The sequence below is a fragment of the Mucilaginibacter polytrichastri genome (genome assembly GCF_001911425.1).
Classification (GTDB): Bacteria; Bacteroidota; Bacteroidia; order Sphingobacteriales; family Sphingobacteriaceae; genus Mucilaginibacter; species Mucilaginibacter polytrichastri.
In genome coordinates, this window is the sequence record NZ_MPPL01000001.1 from 4,107,243 (window position 1) to 4,128,928 (window position 21,686).

Below are 21,686 nucleotides of genomic sequence, written 5' to 3' on the forward strand. Positions count from 1 at the left end.
TCGTAACATTTTGTTAGCTTGTTTAATAACCACATTTGCCTTTTTCGGGGCAGTAGGCAGGAAACATACCAAAATGACACCCGCTCAGAAAATTGAAGCAAGGAAGGAAACTTTGACCTGCTTGTCAGTGGCTTTCTTAGCCTGTGGATTATGCGCATGGAGATGTTCTGTACTCAACCGAAGGTTAAACGAGGAACGGGAATACGAGCGCAGGTTTAATGAATATATGCGCAGTTCAGCATTTAACAGACATTATTAAACTATAATTGTTAATTTACAAAATCTTAAAAGCGGGCGATCTGCCCGCAATTGTGATAAGGTTTAGGTTAAAAGTCCCCGGCAGCGAGTGTTTGGGGATTTTTGTTTTTTAAACTTATTCCTTCTCAGCTTGGCAATCCGTTAGTTCATCACTTAATTTATTGATGGTTCCAAACAACAGCAGCACTAATTCTGGAGAACTGAAAATCCATCATTTTTCCGATGTCCCCGTTGAATTCGCATCATAGGCGTTTTCAATGGGGCTTTCGCTGTTAGGCGAAATTTATTATAGGAAAGTAATTCGGATTGGCGTTAAAAGTCTCTTTATGCGATTTTCTTCTAAAACAATGGGATTTAGATTTGCTAGCAAATTTGGTCCCTAAACTTATAATCTTAGTAATGGGCAGACTCTTAAGCCTCTTCCTACTCAAGTGCAAGACAATCGTCTCGACACTTCCAAATGATATTAATAAATGACAGGTGAATAAATTTCAGGACTTAGATGTTTTACGTAAGACAGATCTTACCGTAGAAGAAGTAAAGCGCCATCCCGCATTCGCCAATCTCCCCGAAAACCAAATACAAGAAATCATAATTACTATAAAAACCATTACAGAAATTGCCTTTAATTTTAATGATATTTCAAACAAACCCTTGGAAAAAAGTCTGAAAGTCGCTAAATTGTAAGTCTAACAAAAGCTCTTATTTATGATCGAAATATCACCATTTGACACGTTTGCCAAAGGCACAATAACGTCAAGTAAAGTACGTGGTACAAACTGTGTTATTTACACAAGAGTTAGCAGCAGGGAGCAAGCTGATAATTTAAGCCTTGGCACTCAGCTGAAAGGATGTAATCAATATGCCGAAAGGTTAAAATATAAAGTCTTAGCGCAATTTGGAGGAACTTATGAAAGTGCGGAAAATGATGAACGAAAGGAATTCATCGCAATGCTGGCCTTTGTAAAAAAGGCTAAAGAAAAAGTGTCTTACATATTAGTTTACAGCTTGGAGCGCTTTTCCAGGAATGACAATTCCATTTGGTTAAGCGGTGAGTTGAGAAAGTTAGGAATAGAGATCGTATCAGTCACTCAGCCAATTGATACCTCCAGTGCTTCAGGACAGATGCAACAAAAAATGTTGTTTTTATTCGGTGAATTTGATAATCAGCTCAGGAAACAAAAATGCACCGCAGGAATAAAGGAAATGCTGATGCGTGGGGACTGGCCAACGGCTGCACCACTTGGTTTTGATATTGTACGCAGCAATGGCGTTCGAAAAATTATCGTTAACCAGAAAGGCAAACTCTTAAGGCATGCTTTCGAATGGAAATCACAATACAATTTATCCAATGAAGCCATTCGCGAGAAACTTGGTGAAAAGGGCCTGAAATTAAACCATCAAAGAATATCGGAGATTTTTAGAAATCCATTCTATTGCGGTTTGATGGCTCACAATATGCTGGAAGGACGCGTGGTTGATGGCAATCAGGAAAAATTGGTTTCCAAAGCAACCTTTTTAAAAGTCAATGGTATTTTAGACCAAAATGCTCATGGGTACTCATTAAAGGAAGAAAATGACGCTATCCCCTTAAAAAGATTTACTAAATGTGCTGAATGCGGAAAACCCCTCACAGGCTACCTGATGCGCAAAAAGAATATCCATTATTATAAATGTAAAACGCGGGGCTGTAACACCAACAAGAACGCCAAATCTCTTAACGAAACATTTCATAATTTACTAAACAGTTTCACGCTAAATTTAGATCAAGATTTTTTACATCTCATCCGACAACAGGCCGTGACAACTTTTAACCAACTGTTTAAAGGAGACGAAGAGGCTTACGTTTCTTTGGCAAACCAATATAACGAATTGAAGAAAAAGATAGATCGTCTTGAAGAACGTTATGTTGAAGAAGAAATTAATAGTGACTTATATAACAAGTATTCGGAAAAATACCTATCGGAAAAAGGCGAATTGGAAGACAAGATTATGAAAGCCTCAAAAAAAAGTTCGAACCTTGGAAATTGTATAGATATTTCTTTGGAAATAGCCTCAGAAATAGGTAAAAAGTGGGTTTTAAGCGATTACGTAGGTAAGCAAAAGATCCAGACATTAGTGTTTCCTGATGGCATTACTTTTAGCAAGAAAAAAGAAGAAGTTCGAACCCCGCGAATAAATTTTGTGTTTTTGTATCTTGCTTATCTTCAGCAACTTATAGGCAATAAAAAAAGCGGCATACCAGAATTAAATCTGGATTTTGCCGCTTTCGCCTGTTTGGTAGCGGGGAGCAGGATCGAACTGCCGACCTTAGGGTTATGAATCCTACGCTCTAACCATCTGAGCTACCCCGCCGGGTGTATCTCTTGCTGATTTTTAGGCTTTTACAATCTAAGTCGTAATGGCTATTTTTCAGCTTCCAAACCCGTTAATGGTTTTGTTAACGGTTGCGCCTTTCGGTGCGTGGAGTGCAAAGGTAAGATTTACCGCGTTTATTTTATAATCTTTTTCACTTTTGTTCCCATCAAAAAACTTATCACCTTGCCTGTATGGAAGTTATCTGTTTTGAAGATAGCGCTTTCTTTGCAATGATTGAAGCTTATATCGACAGCAAAAGACCTAAAAAAGTCAAAAGCAGACTAAAAAGTCCGGGCATAAAAAGTAAGAAAACCCCCACTTTTCTATGCGAACAATAAAAGATAAACGGCAAGAGCCAAATCCTTTTGTAGGTCCTAAACCTTAAACGGAATATGATTCATCTCGCCGTTTATATTCCTTCTCATATTGTCTATTTTGATGCACACACGTAAATACTCGTGTGATTAACTTAAAACGGATGGCGTTTATAATAAGCATCTTAGGTTTACCTTCGGCTACTTTACGTTCATAATAGGCTTTAATATCCTTATCATAGCGCATAGCTCCCACTGCACAGATATGCAATAATGATTTCATTTTCTTATTGGCTATGTGTGATACCCGTGCCTTTTTAATAACTGTGCCCGATTCATCTTTAAATGGTGCTACACCTGCATAACAAGCGAATTTTTTGGCTGTGGTAATGCCCCGAAATTCATTCGTGCGAATGATCATCTGCACCGCGGTTACAACACCAATACTTGTTATAGAGGTTATTATATCTAATAAATTTTTAAGATTTTCGTCACTTGCGATTAATTCCAGAATGCGCATTTCAATTCCTTCAATATCTTGCCTAATACTCGTCATACTACGCTTACAGACTTCAACATTCTCTTTAGATTCTTTCTTAGATAAAAAATCCTGTTGCTCTTTTAATGGGGCTTTTAAAGCAAGTTGTATTGACATGAGCCGAAAGCGAATGGTGGATAAATAGGCAACTTGCTGGACAATCTTGCGCTTAGATTGCCAAAGCCTGAGTTCTTCCCTATGTCGGTAAGCATATTGTGCAATTCGTATCGCATCAATTTTATCATGCTTGCCTCGAATATTTCCCAAGGAATTACGTATTTGAAGGGCATTTTCTTGAACTATGTTAGCTTTAAATTTTTTAAGTGCATTGATTAATATGTTACAATATATGCCTGTATTTTCCATGCAAAACACAGCTTTGCTCATCATAAATTTAGGCTGCTTTTTTATCTCTTCAATTACATTTTTAATAGCAGTGAGTTCGTTTGCAATCTCTTTATGAAATATAAATGTTTGACCGTAATGAATTGCGAAATCAAGTTCGTTTCGAGACACGTCGATGCCGATAAAGTATGTGAACTTTTTAGGTTTACTAACATTCATACAATTTGTAGATTAGGATAAAACCATATAGCTATATCATAGAAGGCTATTAATAATGACTATGCAGTAAACTCATGAGTACCTATTTCTGGGGATAAGTCCGTTCTTAGAAAGGGGCGCAAGTCAACTAACGAAAATCAAAGCATAGTCATTATTAAAAGCTGGATTTCAAATTAAACTGATAACACTAAGCCAATTTCTATTAATTATGCCAGATGCAAGTTCAAAGGCATATCACAATTTACGACGATAATTTTCCTTAAACGAATTTAATTAAGCATATCGAAATATCAATTCATACATAAGGTTCAAAATAATAAACCTATTCATATGAAAGATCATATTATAATTAACTACAGAAGTCTCAATCTTGATATTAATTAAATTGCTTTGTATCTTTAGAAGATATTGCTTATAACCTTATGAATCTCCCACAATCAAAATACCAAATCGGGGCTCAAATCGATATCACCAGAAGGGAAAATTCCAAGAAAAACCGAGCATTGCTCATTTACCCTTCATCAAAGGAGATTATTGAAGCACTTAAAAAAAAACATAAATTATAGTTAGTTCAATGAAAATAGCGGACTATATTTTAATATTGATTTTTTCCTATTGGTTTATTTTGTCGGCATGTGCACAGGCAAAACTGTCATTTGTTGGCAAATGGCATCCCAACGATTGGTTTAGACTTATTCCTAATTGGCGTTTCTTTGCGCCTCTGCCTATCAGAAATGACTTTCGTTTAGAATATCGATATCTATTGGCATCTGGTATAAAAACACAATGGGCAACATGCCTTACGTTACCTGAACGTAAAATCTGGTGTACAATTTGGTACCCTGAAAAACGTCAGCGAAAGGCATTAACAACAGCGCTTAACCGAATTAAAAAGACCTATGAAAGCTCGGGATTAAACAGGGCAGCAAAAACTAATTCATATCTGTGTATTTTGAATTACTTGCAACATCTTGAGACCCCGAGAGACTGTAAATGCATAAAGTTTAGAGCGGTCTTTACTCAAGATTTTAACCCAAATGCTACCAACAAGGTAGTATTTTATTCGCACTGGCATAAATGCTGCTGTTAATATGAATCAGTTATATTGTTACAACTTAGTACTGCTGATTTTTTCAATACAAGTCATTATCTCGACATCAGAATATTTATTCAGTTATCAGCTATTTAAAGATTCGGGGCTAATATCTTGGGAGGTAAACCGATTTGCACATCCAAAATTTGCTCGATTTATTCATCGGCTGGGCTTTAACCACCTATTCTCTTACCCAAATTATATCTTCTTACTTGTTTTTAAACTTTGCATAGCTGTAACAATTATATTCCAGCTATGGATAGGAAATTCAGTCATTTTATTAATACTGCTATTAGCGCTGGTTTCACTACTTACAATTTATAGAAATTATCGTAGTAACAACGGTGCAGACCAGATGAGTGGAATTGTCATTGCTGCTCTTGCTTTGGGAAAAGTTGCATCTACAAAGCATAGCTTAGATATTGCGCTTGCTTTTATTACCGCCCAGGCCCTGCTTGCTTATGGTACATCAGGCTTTTTAAAGTTAACTAAAGCAGGTTGGCTTAATGGAACTTACGTGTTAGAGATATTGAAAACGTCTACTTTCGGAAATAGAAAGATTTTAGATTATTTTAGTAAGCGTATAATGTTAAGGTTTGCCGCCTCTTTCATTGTTGTATTCGGCGATATTCTATTGTCAATTTCAGTACTATTTCCGCCAAAAATATGCTTGTGTATTCTTCTCATAGGTTTGTGTTTACATCTCGGAATTGCATTTGTAATGGGACTGAATACGTTTGTCTGGGCATTCTGTGCAACTTACCCCGCAATTTTTTATTTCTCGTGCAAATTATACCACCAGGTTTATCTGTGACAAAACTCAATTTAATTGTTTTTTGATCTGAAGCATACTTGTAATAACCGACAAAACATGCTGCACGAAGTCTATCCGAATACTAGCATCCCTTCTGTTTTTCTTAATTCCACCGATAAATTGGGTTCCGTTTACTTTTTGGGTAACTTGCAAACTGAGGCAATAATTCCTAGCCGCATTTAATGAATTAAAGATTTTGACTGCTTCTTCTCTATTGTCTGACAATATACTCCAATGAATCCCCGCGAGTAAGGCTTCGCAAAGGCTTGCCATGGACGCAGACGTGGATTGATCAAAGATTTCATTAGCGTCAATATTCCTCCGAAAAAACCGATTCATAATATCAAGATCCAACTCAACAATGTCATTTATTTTTTTGACGTACGAAACTTTATATTCAACAGATAACAATTGATAAAGTGCTTTGGATAACCAAGTATCAAAGTTGCGATTACGTGAGCGGTCTAAACCAGTGAGGAGCGGCTTAGATACAATAAAATCCGCCGATTTTCTAGCAGAGTTTAACCACCTTTCATTACGATCTATCTTATAAAAACTAATTAGGGCAAGTATAGCCTGGCCTGGATAGTAGGCAGAAACAAATTCAGATGAACTACGCCCATCATAATATATCTTTGAGATAAAGTCGCCATCAGGCAGTTGGCAAACCTCAAGAAAACCTGCAAGTCTTTTCATTATTGGGATCAATGCCTCAACTTTTTTTAATTCATAAAAAGATGATAAAGCGAGTAGTGCTAATGCTACTCCGCCAAGTTTAGCTGTGCCTCGTTCCACAATGCATAGATGTTCATCCCATTCAAAAAGATGATTTAGTAGAAACTTTATCGGTTGTTCCAATAACTCTAATTGATAGTTATCATGGTTATCTTTTAACCACAAACATAATTCAAAAATAGCTCCTGAATGTCTGAGGATATTATACTTATAGGATCTTACACCGCTCTCTGCATTTTGCTGATATATGAAAGAACCGTCGCTCTGAATGCAGTTGACTAAATAGTTCACACAATTAGCCCCAGCGTCAAATAGGTCATTTCTGTCCGTTAATTTCATTGAAGATGATAAAAAGGATGTATCGCATAGTTTTAAATTTCAAATCTAAAGGATTGAGGAACGTGCAGCATCACAACGATAGGAATTTTTAAAATCGAGCATCAGTATCAGCACATTGACGAGATGATAACTGTGATTAAAATTATATCATCCTAAACAATGGATTTTATATCAAGTAAAAAGCTTGGGACTACTTGCGTTACAAGAGATTAGACAATGTTTGATAAATCTGGCGATCCTTCTTTCTCTGATCCCAAAAACCGACTGCTAATACTACAGTCATAAATAGAAAAGGATAATTTCTTTTAAGTGGAATGTGATGTAGAGATCTGTATTCTAAATCAATAATTAGTAATATTACCGGAAGTACCAATAAATACTGCCCCAAATTAGTTGCAAAAAAATTTGGCAGAAAAAGTATCTCTTTATCTTTAAATATTGGTTGTTCGTTATAAGCTTTTACTTGCTTGAAAAACGTAAAAAGCAAGCCAGCATTGTCATCAATTGTGGATTCTTCCCAAAGGTTTACACCAATTACTGGGAGACTATACTTCCTTCCATCTCTAAATTTGAGTTTTAAAATAAAGCCTTTTCCAGAGATGTTTTTAAAAGGCTGTATCCTAAAACTTTCTAGCTCATTCCAATTCAAAGAAATTGTCTGATCATTTTCTAACTCTTCCAACTTAAATCCTTGGTCATCAAAAAACAGAAGTGCTTTTTCCATGCACTTCTGTTTGATGAAAGGATAACTCAAGAGTGGTAACGCAAAAAATATAATCGCGCCGAAAGTGAACGAGCCATGCGCTCCCTTTAAGATAAACGGCATGCAAACTCCTATTACGGCGCTTATACAAAACGCAATAGCCATCATTCCAGCACCTTTGCCAGATCGAAATATAGTTATCTCAAATTTCTTCAATTGATTTTAATTATTATAGACTAATTCATCGCCTGTATAACATCATTGATTGTTGCTCCGAGAGCTAATACAAATGATACAAATTCGGAAATTCCAAAGTAAAGACCTAACGCTGCAATTACTGCGAAAAAAACATTAACAGCATCTTTAAGGGAAATCTGTTGTCCATTATATAAACTTATAATGATATTAACAGCGGACGGAAAGCCTCCGGCGATAATACTGGCAACACCAAAACCGCTACCCAAATTTTCCAGAACTTCAATCCCCTCAGTAGCTAACTGAACACCACTGAAAGTGGTAGATTGTATGTCTGCACCCAAAGTAAAAGCAGAAAGAAAGACTTCTCCCGTTGATGGCGTTATCGTAGCTGAAACTGTAACTGTCGGTAATGTTGTATTCTGAACTGTACCATCATCACTGATTGTTACAACTTGACCATCATCTAAAGTGTATGTCCCTCCCTTTGGCAAAACATACTGGTTTCCATCCTGGTCAATGTAAACGATATCGCCACTGGTAATTCCTGTGCCAGGATTGTCGTCATCATCATCATCGTCGTCGTCATCAGCTTGCCCATCATCTCCTTCACCGGCATCTCCATCTCCAGCATCTCCGTCACCATCTCCATCACCACCATCTCCTCCACCGCCGTCATCATCGCCGCCATCGTCATCACAGCATCCGCCGTCGTCATCATCGCCATCAATGGCATCCGCTCTTGATGAGCATTGTCCGCAGACCGAATTAACCTTAGAACCTGTAGCCTCATTTAATTTTTTTAATTGTGGTTTGTTCATAATAAAGTTTAGATATAAGTAAATATTAGATTTTAAGCATGACAATAAATACGTGCCCTGTTCGAACCGCAAATGGCATTAATTGAAAAATTCAAGAAAATAATCAATGTAAACCCAATATGGGTGTCGTGAAGTTTATTGTAATAGGGGTATATCAAATATATAAAAATATTTTAAATGCAATGTGTGCAGAAAATTTTATTAGATTTTGATACTATTATGTTTTGATGCTTGAGCGCACGAATGATTTTACGCGCTAAAGGTCAAAGGTATTAGAGGTAAACATCACTCTCGGTCAAGTTCCAAATCCGGACTCTCTCTGTCCAAACTAGGATCAATTGGGGGTTCTAACCTATCTCTACTAAGCCAGCTCAATGTTCTCGACGAATGTAATTCCTTCGAATATTGGTCTATACCAGCTTTAAATGCCTTCCATCGTTCGCCGTCTGGTTTCAAACCATCAAGTAACTCTGCAATTTCAGGTGAATCTCTATTTATACCGTACCCTAAATTAAAGTTTCGGATATACTCTTCAGCTGGGTCAATTTCCTGTTCCATAATTAAAATGGTTCGTAAATAAAATCATTAAGATAATCATTAATAGAATCTCCATCATAGAGAATTATTTTCTTCTCAGGCTGACTGTAGCGAATTTTGCCCTCATCCCTCAACTTTTGCAAAGTTGTTTTGCTTTTAATCCGCAACCGTTGCATCGCCTCTTCCCCAGAAATCCATTTATCCTGCTTTATTTCTTTTTCCTGATTTAGCCTTTTATACAATCGCTCTAGCAATTCGTAAAATGCTGGTTCTTCGAGACAAATAACTTTTAAATCCATACTACCGACAATTGTTTTTTATGAGCGATTACTCTTTATCAGGATCTTCTTTTCCGGGTTCAAAATTTTTGCCTGGCCCAACGTCTTCATTAACCTTTTGAGACGAAAAACTATTGAAAAACCTATCTGCCGCGCTTTGGTCTGCGATAAGCTGTTTATAGCCCTGATCCGCCCGCTCGTCAGACGCTCTCTTTGCCATATAATCTCCAGAGGTATTAAAATCCCTTTCTGCGCTGCGTGCATCCTTTAATTGAAACCTATTGAGGTTTTTGAAATCATTATCTCCGATGTGTATTTCTACGGTATCTCTGACTTGTTTAGCTTTTTTGGGGTCAATCCCTGATAAGGTGTTTTCGACCTTCGCCCTAACAGTATCTTGAATATATACTTTTCTTTCCAATAATTCCTTGCGTCTGCTTTGGTTGATTTGATCGTTATTTCTAGTGCCTGGCGGGCTAAAATCAAATCGTAATCCTCTATCGGCAGGTATATTAGATAATAAGTTATCGATCCGATTAATTTCTTCCTGAGCGTCTTTTACCGGCTGCTGCAATGAGCTAAATTCAGGGGGGAAAAGCGGCTCAAAATCATTTGCCTGTTCCATATTTTAGTTGATTTATTTGATGTTTTATATTATTCCTAATAACGCGAGGGCGATAATGACAACTACAAATCCCCCATCTAACAAAAACCTCCCTGCTGAACTTCCATTTGATGACTCTATGGAGGGACGAAACGATGCAATTAAATGGTCGGATCTTCAAGCATCATCAACAACGCTTCCCGACCTTGAAACCGCTGGGCGGATGCTAATTAAAGAACGGTTGGGCTACTTGCCGTCGTTAAATGTAACGCTAGCGATTGAGCCAAACATACGTGCTTTGCTAATGGCATATCAAAAAGGCGAAACGACATTTGATATCATGCTCGAGCAAGCGGACAGATATATTAAGTTGGCTCGAAACGAAGATATCAGACGAAACACAACCTTGGAATATGATCACTCAACATACGAACTGTATTCCTCATTTTTATCCTTATTTGCTCATAAAGCGAAAGAACGAATTGCAAAATTTTTAGGTTATGCACCACCTGTTGAATATTCAGCCGAGGCGGAAATGTTTATTCGCAAAATCTTAGCAGATGATACCATCTATTTAGATGAAAAAATCACTACTTATGATATCAAAGCAGTTACACTTATTACCTATAGGACTGCACTTTACGAACATGGTAAGGCAACCGCAGATATTATCCCTCTAATAGGAAGCAATTTAAGCTCACTATCTGTATAAATGGCTTCTTATCGGCGTGATACTTGAAATTAGCCAGGCTCCATCAACGAGAGAAAAAGTTAAGTTATAAAGACGTGGAAGCTCCATTGTCTTTTCTATTGGCATTAAACTTTTTATATACTCGGGATTCTTACCGCATTTATACCAAATATATTCACTTGCTGCCGGCTCGAAAAGTTTACAAACTTCGATGTTCTCAAAGCCCTTTAGCTCAGTATCACCTGCCTTCTCTAAAACTTTTTTTATTACTCGTACAAGTTCTTCAACGTCGCCAATAGTTATTTTGTCAAGATCGGTTAATATTCGATCAGTGAAGGTCAAAACCTTGTCCATGTAGAAAACCTTACAATCTGCTGTAATGTCTTGAATATTAATATCCCACACGTGGACATCTTTTATAGCCAGCAAGTTTGTATAGCCGATAGCAAAATCCTCGTATTTTCCTTTCCATCCCCGCTGTTGAAAATTTTTAGTTAAAAGTGACCAAGCTTTTTCAATTTGACTGGCCGAAAGCAAGTGATAAAAATCACCCACAACCTTTTCTATATCATAATTCATTCCTTCTATTGAAATTTCCTTATTCTTTGTTTTATTTAAATCCTTTTTGTTGCTACCGATAATTTTTTCAGCAGCGTTGACATCAAATCTGTCTTGCGCTTCGACCTCAAGACGTTCGTCGTCATCTAAAAGAGTAGCCTTAAACTCTTGGTACAGTACATTCGCTTTTTGATCATCGTCTCTGATGTCTTTCTTGTTTACATTTTTAGGATAGGTAACACCAATGTATAGGCTGATCGCAATCAATGCTTTATCATCTAATGGTAAGAGGTTCCGCCCAGTATTAGGGTTAAAGTCCCTGGCTTTCCTCCAATAGTGATTTCTATCTAAGCCAACACCGTTAAAAATAGTGTCAAAAAAATTTGCACCTTTCTTTCCGGGATCATCCTCAGCCCAAATAGCGTAACTCATTTTTTTCAATTTCTTTTTTTGGGCATCAGTTAATTCGTCATCCCAGATTTTTTGAGTTAATAACTCATACATTCTTTTGAAGGCAATAGTAGATATATCCATGATAAGTTTAGCGTTTCTGAAATTTCAGAAATTTATGACAGAAAAGAAAATTTGATCAGAAAATAATGTTTTTTCCGATTTACATTAAATGAATCAAACTGTGTCCATTTGTATCAATATGTATTTTTCGACGGCTCACCGACTGGTTGAGTCTCCACTAAAATACTTAGAGCATTTAAAATGGATTCTTTATGGACAAGAAATTTTTTCAGATTGGTTTTAACAAGATGTGGCGTTTGCGGGCAGCTCAACTGTTCTGGTCTCAATATTTGTTGGACTTCACTTACTATATCAGCCAACGCCTCCAAATAGCCAAGCGTTCGGAGTTTTCCACCTTCTTGAACATATCGTTCAAAGTTTTTCGAAGAAAGCGGTTCTGCTCTTTCTCCAATGAGGTTGCCGTTTTCGGAATAGTCTCTGAAGATAGGCATGTTCATTCCCCTTAAAAAGTTTATGACTTAACATATCTCGATATAACTGTCAACTAAAATATTTGTGAACCAAGGAAGCAAGCCGAGATCCTTAACAGCAGGCAGGAGATGCAGAAAAACTAGTAGAGTAAGGCACCATTTAATCTTTAAAAACCATGGGATGGTCAAAAGACGAAGCAAGCTCATTAAAAAAAGCAGGCTATCAAGAGTCAAGCAGCGACCCGAACAAAATGATTAACGGTAATCATTGGGTTAAGAAAGATGGCGAGAGCAACATTTTCAATACTTCTCGCCATAACAGTTACGGTAGCATGTCATCTACCGATTTCAACAACAGACTTAAGAAGTAAGTCACACCGTTAAGCCGCCCATTGCAATGCAATGGGCGGCAATTTAAACTAACCAAATAGCATATGAAAAAATTTGACTTAGATACCCCTATTCTCCAATTCGGCGACTCTCAAGAGGATCAAGCTTGGACAATTAGAAACGCTGTAGAAGGCGTACAAATTTTCGGAGGAATAGGCAGCGGCAAAACCAGCGGCAGTGGTAAGACACTTGCAGTCAAATATTTGCAACACGGCTTCGGGGGGCTCGTTCTAACAGCAAAAACAGATGAAGCTGATTTATGGCGTCATTACTGCAAGGAAACCGGACGAGAAAATGATTTGATAATCATCGAACCTGGCGGAAGTTTCGGATTTGATTTCCTGCAATATTTATCGGTTGGTAACATTAGTAGCGAAGCGATTACAGCTCAAGCACTTGAAACACTGAAAACTGTAATTCGCGCAGGAAACGAAAAATCCACAGGAAAATCAGACGATCCATTTTGGGAATCTGCGGTCGATATGTTGTTGTTTCACGTGATGGACTTGTGTATGATTGCGTACCAAAAAATCAGCGTAAAACTATTATATGAAATAGTTCAAACGCTTCCTAAAGTCAGCTCGACTAATGCCCAGAATGGCCAACCAGCACCCGAAAATGCTTTTAAAAAGGCAATGTTAAAAGCAAAGACCATTGTTCAAAATGACATAGATCTTTGGTATAAATCATTATCGAAAGAACAGCGAGCCAGATTTGCAGATCAGGAGGCTTACGAAAATGCTGTTGTGGAACATCTCCCCAATGCGCGCTTAATGAAACATCTTGATACATTTTTTTACGAAACGTTTAAGGACTTAAGTAGCAAGACAAGAAGTATTGTAGAATTCTCATTTTCGGCATTTTTGTTTCGCTTGCTCAGAGATCCTGTATATTCTTTGTTCTGCAAAGGCTCATTGAATTTAAAGCCAGAAGACTGCCTCACTGGTAAAATAATTTTGATCAATTTACCGGTGAAATTATATCATAACGTCGGTCGCGATTGCCAGGTGCTATTTAAATATATCTGGCAGGTTGCAATGGAAAAAAGAGACATCCTTAAAAACGACCGGCCCTGCTTTCTTTGGGCAGATGAAAGCCAGTTTTTTCTACATGAACATGATGCTCTTTTTCAGGCCACGGCAAGAAGCTGCCGGATTGCAACCGTATACCTGACACAAAACATTCATCAATATAAAGCTTCGATGGGTGGATCAAGTTCAGATGATCGGGTTGATAGCTTTTTAGGTACACTATCGACCAAAATTTTTCACGCAAATGCGGATCTCGCGAGTAATCGGCTAGGAAGTGATCTTGTAGGAGATACGACGTTTTACGAACCCTCCAGTTCAATTACTACGGCAAAAGAATTTTCACGAAGTGATAGTGTAAGCCTCAAAATTGATCGCCGAATTCGCCCTGAAGAATTTGTCGGAATGAAGACAGGAGGCAAACGAAACGGTGGCAAGGTAGAGGCTATCATTCACGTACAAGGCGACAAATTGTTCAGTGGTGAAAGCTTTAAAAAAGTACGATTTAACCAAAATATATTGTAAACAATTAAACATAGAAATCATGAAACGCACCAAGAAATTATCTTACAAAACCGAATTTGGGAGAGACAACGTAATCAAGCGATTCCTTTTAAAAATATTTTTAGGCCTTAGTTCGTTACCACGACTATTGTTGGAGGTGTTCATCCGAAGAAGTTTCGGTGAGCGATATTTCTCTTTTTCAACTTCAGTTATACTTGCAATACTCGTTGGCGGGGTTCCTTACATGTATGCCACAGTCAATCCCTTTTATGAGCATCCGAGTTTTTTAAGCTATGTCTGGCATCATCTAAGTTGGTATGCTTTTGTGTTACTGTTCTTATATTTCGCTTGGCGTAGATGGCAGGAAGTTAAACGGGAACCTGGAATCTTCGATTGCGCGAAATACACATTATATACTGGCAATATAAATAGGCGATTTTGGGAGCTAGAGCTTTTCGATGTCGAGACAACTTCCCGTATTATATCTATATACTATGAACCGGCATTCTTTTTAATCATTGGTTTAGTGCTAGCCCTCCTTGGTCAAAATATTGGATTCTTGATAATAATTTGCAGCATTATTTACAGCCTAGGATACGCTGGTGCTTATTATTTGGGAGACCAGTACATAATGGATATGTTAGATCAGTTAATAGCGAATGAGGAGATGGCCGATTCGTTTATAGATGATCGAGGCCCCGAAAATTCTAGAGGCTATGAGCAATTCTTTCACAAGCCTGCTAATAAAGAATTTCGGCGTAGAGTGGCGCATATGTTTTACGACGATGAGCATATTCCCGATGTAAATTAACCCCAAAGCAGTGCTTAGGGAAGACGTCTGATGATATTTTATTAATGGGGTTTAACAGCTTTCCAAGCACTGCTTATCACTGTCTGGTTGTTTAACCAAGATTGATAGTCACTAACAAAATCACAAACACACGGGCTGCAATACAAACCTGATTTACACTTCGTGCCATGATCAGAATGATACCAAGTACATCTGCCAGTCATGCAAAAGCCTATTTTTCCGATGCACTTCTAAAGTCAGATTATTATCTGAATGACCAGGAATTGCAGGGGCAATACCATGGCAAGTTAGCTGAGCGCATCGGCCTACAAGGCGGGGCGAGCAAAGAGACTTTCTTCGCATTATGTGAGAACATCAACCCGGTAACGGGAAAACCGATGACACCGCGCAAGCGGGATGATCGGACAACCGGTTATGATATAAATTTCCACTGCCCGAAATCTGTATCGGTCGTAAATGCATTAAGCAATGACAGCCATATTTTGGAAGCATTCCAAAAGAGCGTGCTTGAAACGATGAAAGACATTGAGGCTGATAGCCAGGCACGGGTTAGAAAGGGCGGCAAATCATTTGACCGCCAAACAGGCGAATTACTTTGGGCTGAGTTTACCCATCAGACCGCAAGGCCGGTTGATGGCTCGGCGCCCGACCCGCACCTGCATAGCCATTGCTTTGTATTCAATGCGACTTGGGACGCTCAGGAAAAAATGATTAAGGCTGGGCAGTTCAAAGACATCAACCGCGACATGCCTTATTACCAGGCGATGTTTCACAAACGGCTGGCCGACAATCTGGAAGATTTAGGCTACCAGATCCGCCGTACAGAAAAATCTTTTGAGATTGAAGGCGTACCACAAAACGTGATCAACCTGTTTAGCAAACGCACGAATGAAATTGGTGAGTTTGCTAAAGAAAAAGGAATAACCGATGCGCATGAGTTAAGCAACTTAGGCGCACGAACCCGCGCAAAAAAACAAAAGGGGTTGAGCATGATTGATCTGAAAGCCGAATGGCGGCAACAGATCAAGGCTTATTCTGAAGTGGATGCTGCCGAAGCGGAAAGACCGGTGCGCTATGCGAAGCGTCCCACGCCCAGGATCATTGCTGATGATTGTGTAGAGTATGCTTTAAAACACTGCTATGAGAGGGCTTCGGTCATGCCAGAACGGCGGTTGTTAGAAAATGTCTATCGGCACAGTGTCGGCCATAGAAACGTTTCCCTGCCTGCGATGACGGATAAATTCAATTCGGATGGGCGCATTATCCGGGTGAAGGAAAAAGGCCGAACCTTTTGCACCACAAAAGAGGTTTTAAAAGAAGAACAGCGCATGGTGATGCTGGCCCGTAAAGGCCAAGGACGGTTTCAGCCATTGTTCTTAGAAACCCCTGCCCTGAAAGCCAAAGGGCAAGCGGCCACAGCTATTGAGCATGTGCTTACCACAAAACACCAGGTCTCCATTATTCGCGGTGCTGCCGGGGCTGGTAAAACCACCCTGCTAAAAGAAGCGGTCCAACATATAAAAAATAGCGGCAAAAAGGTAACGCTGGTGGCACCAACTGCCCAGGCTTCGCGTGGTGTTTTGGCCCAGGAAGGTTTTGCCAATGCCGAAACCGTGGCAAAGCTGCTGGTCGATAAAGAAATGCAGGAAAGCCTATATGGTCAGGTGTTGATCGTTGACGAGGCTGGCATGCTTGGCACCAGGGATATGAGCTCCCTGCTTTCGCTCGCGGATAAGCAAAATGCTCGCTTAATCCTCGTTGGAGACACGCGGCAGCATGCCAGTGTCGTTAGGGGCGATGCATTAAGGATTTTAAACACCGTAGGCGGCATTAAGACCGCGCAGTTGAGCATTGTGCAACGTCAAAAGAATGAGGCGTACAGGTCAGCCGTACAGGATCTTTCAGAGGGTAATATTGAAAAAGCTTTTAACAAGCTGGATGATATTGGCGCGATAGAAGAAATTGACCCGTCAAAACCAAACGAAAAACTGGTCAATGATTATGTAGCTACGATCAAGCGCGGAAAATCCGCACTGATCGTTTCTCCTACGCACAAACAGGGAGATAGCGTTACCGATGATGTACGCGAACGATTAAAGGCAACCGGCCTGCTCGGTAAAAAAGAAGTACAAGCAACCAAACTCAGTAATCTTAATTTAACCGAGGCCGAAAAGTCAGACTGGCGAAAGTTTGAAAAAGGGCAAATTATCCAATTTAACCAGAACGTACCGAAAATTAAACGCGGTAGTTCGTGGGTTGTACAGGATGTAGACGAACAAAAGGTAGTCTTGCAAAACACCGAAAATGAGCAACGCACCCTACCCAGGGATAAGCCAACGGCGTATGACGTATTTAAAGCAAAAGAAATCGGCCTCGCTAAAGGAGATAATGTTAAGATTACTAAAAATAGCTTTGATAAGCAGGATAAAAGGCTGAATAACGGAACATCACTCGAAGTTGCTTCTGTAAGTAAAAAAGGCGACATCATCCTGCGGAATAAGGCAAGTAAGGCTACGTTCCACCTATCTAAAGATTTTGGGCACCTGTCGCATGATTACTGCACGACATCACATTCAGCACAGGGTAAAACCGTTGATGAGGTATTTATCTCACAGCCTGCCGGAACGTTTGGCGCGACAAACGCAAAACAATTTTATGTATCTGTTTCGCGCGGTCAGCATGCAGTCACCATTTATACAGATGACAAAGCAGCGTTACTGCAACATGCCTCCGAGATTGGTGACAGGCAATCTGCTTTAGAATTGGTACAGAAACAACCAAGCCATGACGAGTATGTTCAAAAACTGGAACGTGGAAAATATATGGTTACGCCATCACAGAATAAATCAATAGAAAGCATTCAACGAAATCAGGAACGGGATTATGAGCCAGGATTTTAAATTTAATTTTAAGGGTGGCGATGAAAAAGGCCAGTCTACTGAAAATGACAACAATATTTACAGTCAGCCAGGTAATGTTCGAAACTTATGCTTTGAGTGGCCGGATGGTCGGAAGAAATTTTTGAATTACGCTTATTTAGTATCTGCTGATTTTGAGCCAGAACGTAATGTTTTAAAACTCATTTTTACTAGCGAGGTAATAACAATTAAGGGGATAAGATTAGAACTATTATTCAATCAACTTTTTCTACATCTCGCTAATACAGTTATTTGCTCCAATAATCGGTACGAAATCATAGAAATGAAGGATTTTATTGTAAATGAAATTATTATCGACAATTTTTCACGCAACCCATAATTATTTGTAGACTTATTAAGGGATCGAATGTCAAAAAAAGAATGGCCTTTTGTAATACAAAAGGCCATTCTTTTTTTATCTCCTACGTTGAGGAGCATATTTTATGGCGTATAATGGCTATGTGCAACGGAAACAGACGAAACAGCAGTATTATGATGTTTTTGAGCTTCAGCTATCCTTTTAACTTCGTTCATTGAACTTGCAAAGTTTTTAGCAGCTTGAATTAAATTCATATTAGCATCATCACTTTCGTCATAATCATTTATGAAAAATCCGTTTTTGCTTCTATCTTCTTCTTTTTTACTTAGAGACATATCTTTCCTCCTTAAGTTATATAGACTATTACGTAGTCTAAATTGTTTTGTTGTTATATCAAGTTCCTTATTAATTTTTCTAGGTCATCTATGCTTTTAAAAAAGGTATTACGTTTACCCCTGTCTAAAATCCATTCTTCCGACCCTAGTGTTTTACTTTCGACATTTAGCACAGCGATTACTTTTTTCGATAACCCATCTTGTGTTTGTTCAAATATTTTTATTGGACAAGAGGCCAAAATTACTAAATCTTTTGTCAAACTTTCCTGGTCTTCTGTAAAGTTAAATTTATATTTACCTAATTCTGAAGAAATTAATGCCGCACCTTCCGTCCTTTTGCCTGCTTTATAGACCTCCCCACATAGCCCTTGGTTTATTGTGAGCTTAAATCTTTGATCAATAGAGCTTTTCTCGTCTTGCCAAATAATTTTAAAAACTTCTACTCTTCTAGAAAATTTCTTCTTTTTCTTATTATTAATAACAGGTTCAATACGTTTAAAATATTTTCTTTCAGGTATCATGATATTAACATTCAATTCCATAATACCGGAATAGCCTAAGATAAATCCTTCAATCGTCTGCTGTAATGCTGTCCATCTTGACTTAGCAATACGCTCATACGTAACAAAAGGTATATAAATGTTAAAATAATAGATATATAACGAAAGTAGTAGCAAAATAGATCCGATAATATCGCCTGAGTTTGTGCCGAAATAACTTTTCAGAACTGATTGAACGAAATCAAACCTAATAAGTATGGCGACTGAAGTAACTAAAGGGGTAAGGAATACAATTAAAAATCTCTTCATTTAAGTAATAGGCTTTGGCTTCTTAAATGACAAGTTATCAATTATTTATATTACAGCAAATTTTTATTCCTTTTAGCAATATTAATTAAAAAGTTTTTACATGGACACCACTGTAATGACCATGATCTTGTTTAACACACGATCTTTGGCAGACCACCAACGTTTCAGAATTTTTTAATGCCCAACTTGTTTCAAGAATAGATCCATCAATCAGATCTAAGTCAGACTTCTTCATTGGTTGAATTATTTGTTGACGCGTTTCCTCATCAGTAGTTTCTATCAATATTTCGTCATTGAATAATTCAAAATGCTTATGTAGTAAAGTAATGCCAAATCGATCTAATTTGTCATACTTCGTTAGAATACATCTAATTTCTTCTAAGCATTCTTTTTCGTTTTCAGCCAACGGCTCTATCACATCAGCATGTGAAAATCTGTTATACACCATAGCGGTTATATTTTCCATAATTATCTGTTTTAATACAAGTTAGCTCTTTTAAAATCATTAAACAAATTAGTTTTGACAGATATGTCCAAACATGGTATAATCGAATTATTGAATAGGAGCTAAGATGCTTTCTTACGAACTACAACTAAAAAAACTAAATAAAATATTCACTTCAACAAGCCCTCAATTTCCGCAAATTTTAGGCGTTGGTAATTCAGAATTAGAAACGACTAAGGATTTTTTCTCAAAATTAAGCCAAGAAATAAATCGGATTATTTTATCTGGTGAAAAATTTCCAGAAAATATTTCAATTGACAATAGATTAAATTATCCAAGAGGTCGTGGCACATTTAATTTGCCATTGAGTATCGAACTAAAAATGTTACTTCATAAAGAGATGATCGAACGAAATATTACAAAAACTCAATTGGCAAATTTATTGGCTCTAACAGAGCATGACGTTAAGGCAGATGAATGGCAATTAAGTAAAACGATACACCTAAAGCCATCATTGCCGCCCAGATATAAAAAAGTACAAAGATTATTAGACGTGAAACATAATTCGAAAATTCAAGAGTTAGCCGAAGCATTCAGAGTAATTGATAAAGTGATAAAAATAGATCTTTTACCAAAAGATTAGCAACTGCTATGGTCAAAGTAGGTTTATTGTAACCTACTTTGACCCATTTATTACATAGATACTTTATTTAAATAGTCTACAGCTTTTGAAGCCTCACTGGCGGCTGTAAATAAAAACTGCTTATTTTCTTTAAGCGCTTTCAACCATCCGCCAATATAGCTAGCATGATCGCCCTTCTCTACCGTGGCGATACCAAATCCAGCACAAAGGAATGCTGCACCAAACTCAGCTACCAATTCCTCGACAGCATAAGTTTGATTACCAAATCGGCCAGGTTGCAATCGGTTTAAACGCTTTTCATGGCCCGTCCAGTGGGTCAATTCATGAAAAGCAGTTGAGTAATACCCTTCAGTTGCTGTACACGTTGCAGTAGCTTTAAAGCTTTCAGGATGTGGCAGAACGATTTTATCTTCGCCTGGCAGGTAAAAACCACCGTTTTTTTCGTGTGCAATGATCGCTTTTGTATTACTTATGAACTGCTCTACCGCATCAATCTTTTCGACTAAGCTAAAAGTATCGATTGGCACATCAACGTTCGCAAGTGGTTCATAACTGGCTAACTGGCAGCGATTGAAAACGTAGGATGATTTAAGAAACGGTATTTTCTGAATTTCGCCATCTTTTTCTTTTTCAAACGTATCGTAATAAACGACCAGATTACCTTTCTCGCCCTTGCGGATTGTCTCATTTTTGGATTGCCATTGTTTGAAGCTACCCCATTCGCTGGACTGGTAATTGTTTTTGATAGCTGAACACCAAAGCAAAACGATGTTGATGCCCCGGTATTTGTTTCCGGTGATGTAGTTTTCCGGTAAGCCTAATAATTTATGGTTTGGCCCTCTCCAGGGTTGTCGCCACGGGATTGTGCCTTCTTCAAGTTGTTCGATAATCGTTGCTGTTACAAGATCGTGAACGTCAAGACGTGGGACTGTGAATTTCTCGCCGCGCTCTGAGGGGGATAATTGTTTTTGCATGGCTTGTGCCTTTCCTGTTTGGAGTTAATGGTTGCAGGAGATGAACAGCGAGGTCTAAGTGAATGAACCGGCTGTTATTTTGGATGGGCGGGTGAATGACGCGTAGCGGCAGAGGAAAATAATAGTTGGTGGAGTGAACGGCTTCGCTAATCTCAAGCAAAACCAT

24 protein-coding genes and 1 tRNA gene are annotated in these 21,686 nt (G+C 38.3%); 11 read left to right on the top strand and 14 right to left on the bottom strand.

What is annotated here, in order from left to right; genetic code table 11:
• The first annotated feature begins 738 nt into the window (after nucleotides 1–738).
• Nucleotides 739–945 (top strand): hypothetical protein, encoded by a 207-nt coding sequence (locus RG47T_RS17550; protein ID WP_074490741.1) that lies wholly within the window; start codon nucleotides 739–741, stop codon nucleotides 943–945.
• A gap of 21 nt (nucleotides 946–966) precedes the next feature.
• Entirely contained in the window at nucleotides 967–2,580 is a 1,614-nt protein-coding gene (locus RG47T_RS27090) for a recombinase family protein (RefSeq protein ID WP_354525468.1), read from the top strand.
• Here RG47T_RS27090 and RG47T_RS17565 read toward each other — a convergent pair.
• Nucleotides 2,537–2,613, bottom strand: a tRNA-Met gene (locus RG47T_RS17565). The genes RG47T_RS27090 and RG47T_RS17565 overlap by 44 nt on opposite strands.
• A gap of 194 nt (nucleotides 2,614–2,807) precedes the next feature.
• On the opposite strand from RG47T_RS17565, the gene RG47T_RS26450 reads away from it, so the two are divergent.
• Nucleotides 2,808–2,954, top strand: a complete 147-nt coding sequence (locus RG47T_RS26450) for a hypothetical protein (RefSeq protein WP_175538901.1) — start codon at nucleotides 2,808–2,810, stop codon at nucleotides 2,952–2,954.
• Nucleotides 2,955–2,997: 43 nt separating this feature from the next.
• Here the strand turns inward: RG47T_RS26450 and RG47T_RS17570 are convergent, their stop codons facing one another.
• Nucleotides 2,998–4,032, bottom strand: a complete 1,035-nt coding sequence (locus RG47T_RS17570) for a transposase (protein WP_074490742.1) — start codon at nucleotides 4,030–4,032, stop codon at nucleotides 2,998–3,000.
• A 1,448-nt stretch (nucleotides 4,033–5,480) separates the two neighbouring features.
• Between RG47T_RS17570 and RG47T_RS25805 the strand changes: the two genes are divergently transcribed.
• Complete coding sequence (locus RG47T_RS25805) at nucleotides 5,481–5,939, top strand: HTTM domain-containing protein (RefSeq protein WP_139235723.1); 459 nt, start codon at nucleotides 5,481–5,483, stop codon at nucleotides 5,937–5,939.
• 6 nt (nucleotides 5,940–5,945) lie between these two features.
• On the opposite strand, the gene RG47T_RS17585 is transcribed toward RG47T_RS25805, so the two are convergent.
• The 6 genes from RG47T_RS17585 to RG47T_RS17610 form a co-directional block, all read right to left on the bottom strand.
• Nucleotides 5,946–7,013 (bottom strand): prenyltransferase/squalene oxidase repeat-containing protein, encoded by a 1,068-nt coding sequence (locus tag RG47T_RS17585; protein ID WP_074490747.1) that lies wholly within the window; start codon nucleotides 7,011–7,013, stop codon nucleotides 5,946–5,948.
• Nucleotides 7,014–7,212: 199 nt separating this feature from the next.
• The gene (locus tag RG47T_RS17590; protein ID WP_175538900.1) at nucleotides 7,213–7,932 is read right to left on the bottom strand and encodes a hypothetical protein; all 720 of its coding nucleotides are present in this window, start codon (nucleotides 7,930–7,932) and stop codon (nucleotides 7,213–7,215) included.
• A 20-nt stretch (nucleotides 7,933–7,952) separates the two neighbouring features.
• The gene (locus RG47T_RS17595) at nucleotides 7,953–8,732 is read right to left on the bottom strand and encodes a hypothetical protein (protein WP_074490750.1); all 780 of its coding nucleotides are present in this window, start codon (nucleotides 8,730–8,732) and stop codon (nucleotides 7,953–7,955) included.
• A gap of 285 nt (nucleotides 8,733–9,017) precedes the next feature.
• Complete coding sequence (locus RG47T_RS17600) at nucleotides 9,018–9,290, bottom strand: hypothetical protein (protein WP_074490752.1); 273 nt, start codon at nucleotides 9,288–9,290, stop codon at nucleotides 9,018–9,020.
• Between the two features lie 2 nt (nucleotides 9,291–9,292).
• Nucleotides 9,293–9,568 (bottom strand): helix-turn-helix domain-containing protein, encoded by a 276-nt coding sequence (locus tag RG47T_RS17605; RefSeq protein ID WP_074490754.1) that lies wholly within the window; start codon nucleotides 9,566–9,568, stop codon nucleotides 9,293–9,295.
• A gap of 28 nt (nucleotides 9,569–9,596) precedes the next feature.
• The gene (locus RG47T_RS17610) at nucleotides 9,597–10,172 is read right to left on the bottom strand and encodes a hypothetical protein (RefSeq protein WP_074490756.1); all 576 of its coding nucleotides are present in this window, start codon (nucleotides 10,170–10,172) and stop codon (nucleotides 9,597–9,599) included.
• Between the two features lie 55 nt (nucleotides 10,173–10,227).
• On the opposite strand from RG47T_RS17610, the gene RG47T_RS17615 reads away from it, so the two are divergent.
• On the top strand, nucleotides 10,228–10,863 hold the full coding sequence (locus RG47T_RS17615; protein ID WP_139235721.1) for a hypothetical protein: 636 nt from the start codon (nucleotides 10,228–10,230) through the stop codon (nucleotides 10,861–10,863).
• Here RG47T_RS17615 and RG47T_RS17620 read toward each other — a convergent pair.
• Nucleotides 10,852–11,934, bottom strand: a complete 1,083-nt coding sequence (locus RG47T_RS17620; RefSeq protein WP_139235720.1) for a hypothetical protein — start codon at nucleotides 11,932–11,934, stop codon at nucleotides 10,852–10,854. The two genes, RG47T_RS17615 and RG47T_RS17620, sit on opposite strands and share 12 nt — an antisense overlap.
• Before the next feature lie 113 nt (nucleotides 11,935–12,047).
• Entirely contained in the window at nucleotides 12,048–12,371 is a 324-nt protein-coding gene (locus tag RG47T_RS17625; RefSeq protein ID WP_074490762.1) for a hypothetical protein, read from the bottom strand.
• 149 nt (nucleotides 12,372–12,520) lie between these two features.
• Here RG47T_RS17625 and RG47T_RS17630 point away from each other — a divergent pair, with 149 nt between their 5' ends.
• The 5 genes from RG47T_RS17630 (at nucleotide 12,521) to RG47T_RS17650 (ending at nucleotide 18,335) form a co-directional block, all read left to right on the top strand.
• Entirely contained in the window at nucleotides 12,521–12,715 is a 195-nt protein-coding gene (locus tag RG47T_RS17630; protein ID WP_074490763.1) for a hypothetical protein, read from the top strand.
• A gap of 63 nt (nucleotides 12,716–12,778) precedes the next feature.
• Nucleotides 12,779–14,287, top strand: coding sequence for a type IV secretory system conjugative DNA transfer family protein (locus RG47T_RS17635; RefSeq protein ID WP_074490765.1), 1,509 nt, complete (start codon nucleotides 12,779–12,781; stop codon nucleotides 14,285–14,287).
• Nucleotides 14,288–14,306: 19 nt separating this feature from the next.
• Nucleotides 14,307–15,077 carry a hypothetical protein gene (locus RG47T_RS17640; RefSeq protein WP_139235719.1) on the top strand — a complete coding sequence of 257 codons (771 nt, stop codon included), beginning with the start codon at nucleotides 14,307–14,309 and terminating at the stop codon, nucleotides 15,075–15,077.
• Between the two features lie 167 nt (nucleotides 15,078–15,244).
• Nucleotides 15,245–17,977 carry a MobF family relaxase gene (gene mobF, locus RG47T_RS17645; RefSeq protein ID WP_216351071.1) on the top strand — a complete coding sequence of 911 codons (2,733 nt, stop codon included), beginning with the start codon at nucleotides 15,245–15,247 and terminating at the stop codon, nucleotides 17,975–17,977.
• Entirely contained in the window at nucleotides 17,961–18,335 is a 375-nt protein-coding gene (locus RG47T_RS17650; RefSeq protein ID WP_074490771.1) for a hypothetical protein, read from the top strand. The genes mobF and RG47T_RS17650 overlap by 17 nt, the downstream gene beginning before the upstream one ends.
• A gap of 101 nt (nucleotides 18,336–18,436) precedes the next feature.
• On the opposite strand, the gene RG47T_RS17655 is transcribed toward RG47T_RS17650, so the two are convergent.
• The 3 genes from RG47T_RS17655 to RG47T_RS17665 form a co-directional block, all read right to left on the bottom strand.
• The gene (locus RG47T_RS17655) at nucleotides 18,437–18,649 is read right to left on the bottom strand and encodes a hypothetical protein (RefSeq protein WP_074490773.1); all 213 of its coding nucleotides are present in this window, start codon (nucleotides 18,647–18,649) and stop codon (nucleotides 18,437–18,439) included.
• A gap of 53 nt (nucleotides 18,650–18,702) precedes the next feature.
• The gene (locus tag RG47T_RS17660) at nucleotides 18,703–19,458 is read right to left on the bottom strand and encodes a hypothetical protein (protein WP_074490774.1); all 756 of its coding nucleotides are present in this window, start codon (nucleotides 19,456–19,458) and stop codon (nucleotides 18,703–18,705) included.
• A gap of 85 nt (nucleotides 19,459–19,543) precedes the next feature.
• Nucleotides 19,544–19,924 (bottom strand): hypothetical protein, encoded by a 381-nt coding sequence (locus RG47T_RS17665; protein ID WP_074490776.1) that lies wholly within the window; start codon nucleotides 19,922–19,924, stop codon nucleotides 19,544–19,546.
• Nucleotides 19,925–20,030: 106 nt separating this feature from the next.
• Here RG47T_RS17665 and RG47T_RS17670 point away from each other — a divergent pair, with 106 nt between their 5' ends.
• Nucleotides 20,031–20,546, top strand: a complete 516-nt coding sequence (locus tag RG47T_RS17670; RefSeq protein WP_074490778.1) for a hypothetical protein — start codon at nucleotides 20,031–20,033, stop codon at nucleotides 20,544–20,546.
• A 50-nt stretch (nucleotides 20,547–20,596) separates the two neighbouring features.
• Here the strand turns inward: RG47T_RS17670 and RG47T_RS17675 are convergent, their stop codons facing one another.
• Complete coding sequence (locus RG47T_RS17675) at nucleotides 20,597–21,520, bottom strand: ArdC family protein (protein WP_074490780.1); 924 nt, start codon at nucleotides 21,518–21,520, stop codon at nucleotides 20,597–20,599.
• Nucleotides 21,521–21,686 lie beyond the last annotated feature (166 nt).

Bases quoted from the DNA above. Each gene is read 5' to 3' on its own strand.
- RG47T_RS17610 (WP_074490756.1), bottom strand. From the start codon at position 10,172: ATGGAACAGGCAAATGATTTTGAGCCGCTTTTCCCCCCTGAATTTAGC.
- RG47T_RS17670 (WP_074490778.1), top strand. From the start codon at position 20,031: ATGCTTTCTTACGAACTACAACTAAAAAAACTAAATAAAATATTCACT.
- RG47T_RS17570 (WP_074490742.1), bottom strand. From the start codon at position 4,032: ATGAATGTTAGTAAACCTAAAAAGTTCACATACTTTATCGGCATCGAC.
- RG47T_RS17635 (WP_074490765.1), top strand. From the start codon at position 12,779: ATGAAAAAATTTGACTTAGATACCCCTATTCTCCAATTCGGCGACTCT.
- RG47T_RS17620 (WP_139235720.1), bottom strand. From the start codon at position 11,934: ATGGATATATCTACTATTGCCTTCAAAAGAATGTATGAGTTATTAACT.
- RG47T_RS17585 (WP_074490747.1), bottom strand. From the start codon at position 7,013: ATGAAATTAACGGACAGAAATGACCTATTTGACGCTGGGGCTAATTGT.
- mobF (WP_216351071.1), top strand. From the start codon at position 15,245: ATGATCAGAATGATACCAAGTACATCTGCCAGTCATGCAAAAGCCTAT.
- RG47T_RS17600 (WP_074490752.1), bottom strand. From the start codon at position 9,290: ATGGAACAGGAAATTGACCCAGCTGAAGAGTATATCCGAAACTTTAAT.
- RG47T_RS17640 (WP_139235719.1), top strand. From the start codon at position 14,307: ATGAAACGCACCAAGAAATTATCTTACAAAACCGAATTTGGGAGAGAC.
- RG47T_RS17595 (WP_074490750.1), bottom strand. From the start codon at position 8,732: ATGAACAAACCACAATTAAAAAAATTAAATGAGGCTACAGGTTCTAAG.
- RG47T_RS17675 (WP_074490780.1), bottom strand. From the start codon at position 21,520: ATGCAAAAACAATTATCCCCCTCAGAGCGCGGCGAGAAATTCACAGTC.
- RG47T_RS26450 (WP_175538901.1), top strand. From the start codon at position 2,808: ATGGAAGTTATCTGTTTTGAAGATAGCGCTTTCTTTGCAATGATTGAA.
- RG47T_RS17660 (WP_074490774.1), bottom strand. From the start codon at position 19,458: ATGAAGAGATTTTTAATTGTATTCCTTACCCCTTTAGTTACTTCAGTC.
- RG47T_RS25805 (WP_139235723.1), top strand. From the start codon at position 5,481: ATGAGTGGAATTGTCATTGCTGCTCTTGCTTTGGGAAAAGTTGCATCT.
- RG47T_RS17605 (WP_074490754.1), bottom strand. From the start codon at position 9,568: ATGGATTTAAAAGTTATTTGTCTCGAAGAACCAGCATTTTACGAATTG.
- RG47T_RS17615 (WP_139235721.1), top strand. From the start codon at position 10,228: ATGACAACTACAAATCCCCCATCTAACAAAAACCTCCCTGCTGAACTT.
- RG47T_RS17655 (WP_074490773.1), bottom strand. From the start codon at position 18,649: ATGTCTCTAAGTAAAAAAGAAGAAGATAGAAGCAAAAACGGATTTTTC.
- RG47T_RS17625 (WP_074490762.1), bottom strand. From the start codon at position 12,371: ATGAACATGCCTATCTTCAGAGACTATTCCGAAAACGGCAACCTCATT.
- RG47T_RS17650 (WP_074490771.1), top strand. From the start codon at position 17,961: ATGAGCCAGGATTTTAAATTTAATTTTAAGGGTGGCGATGAAAAAGGC.
- RG47T_RS17630 (WP_074490763.1), top strand. From the start codon at position 12,521: ATGGGATGGTCAAAAGACGAAGCAAGCTCATTAAAAAAAGCAGGCTAT.
- RG47T_RS17665 (WP_074490776.1), bottom strand. From the start codon at position 19,924: ATGGAAAATATAACCGCTATGGTGTATAACAGATTTTCACATGCTGAT.
- RG47T_RS27090 (WP_354525468.1), top strand. From the start codon at position 967: ATGATCGAAATATCACCATTTGACACGTTTGCCAAAGGCACAATAACG.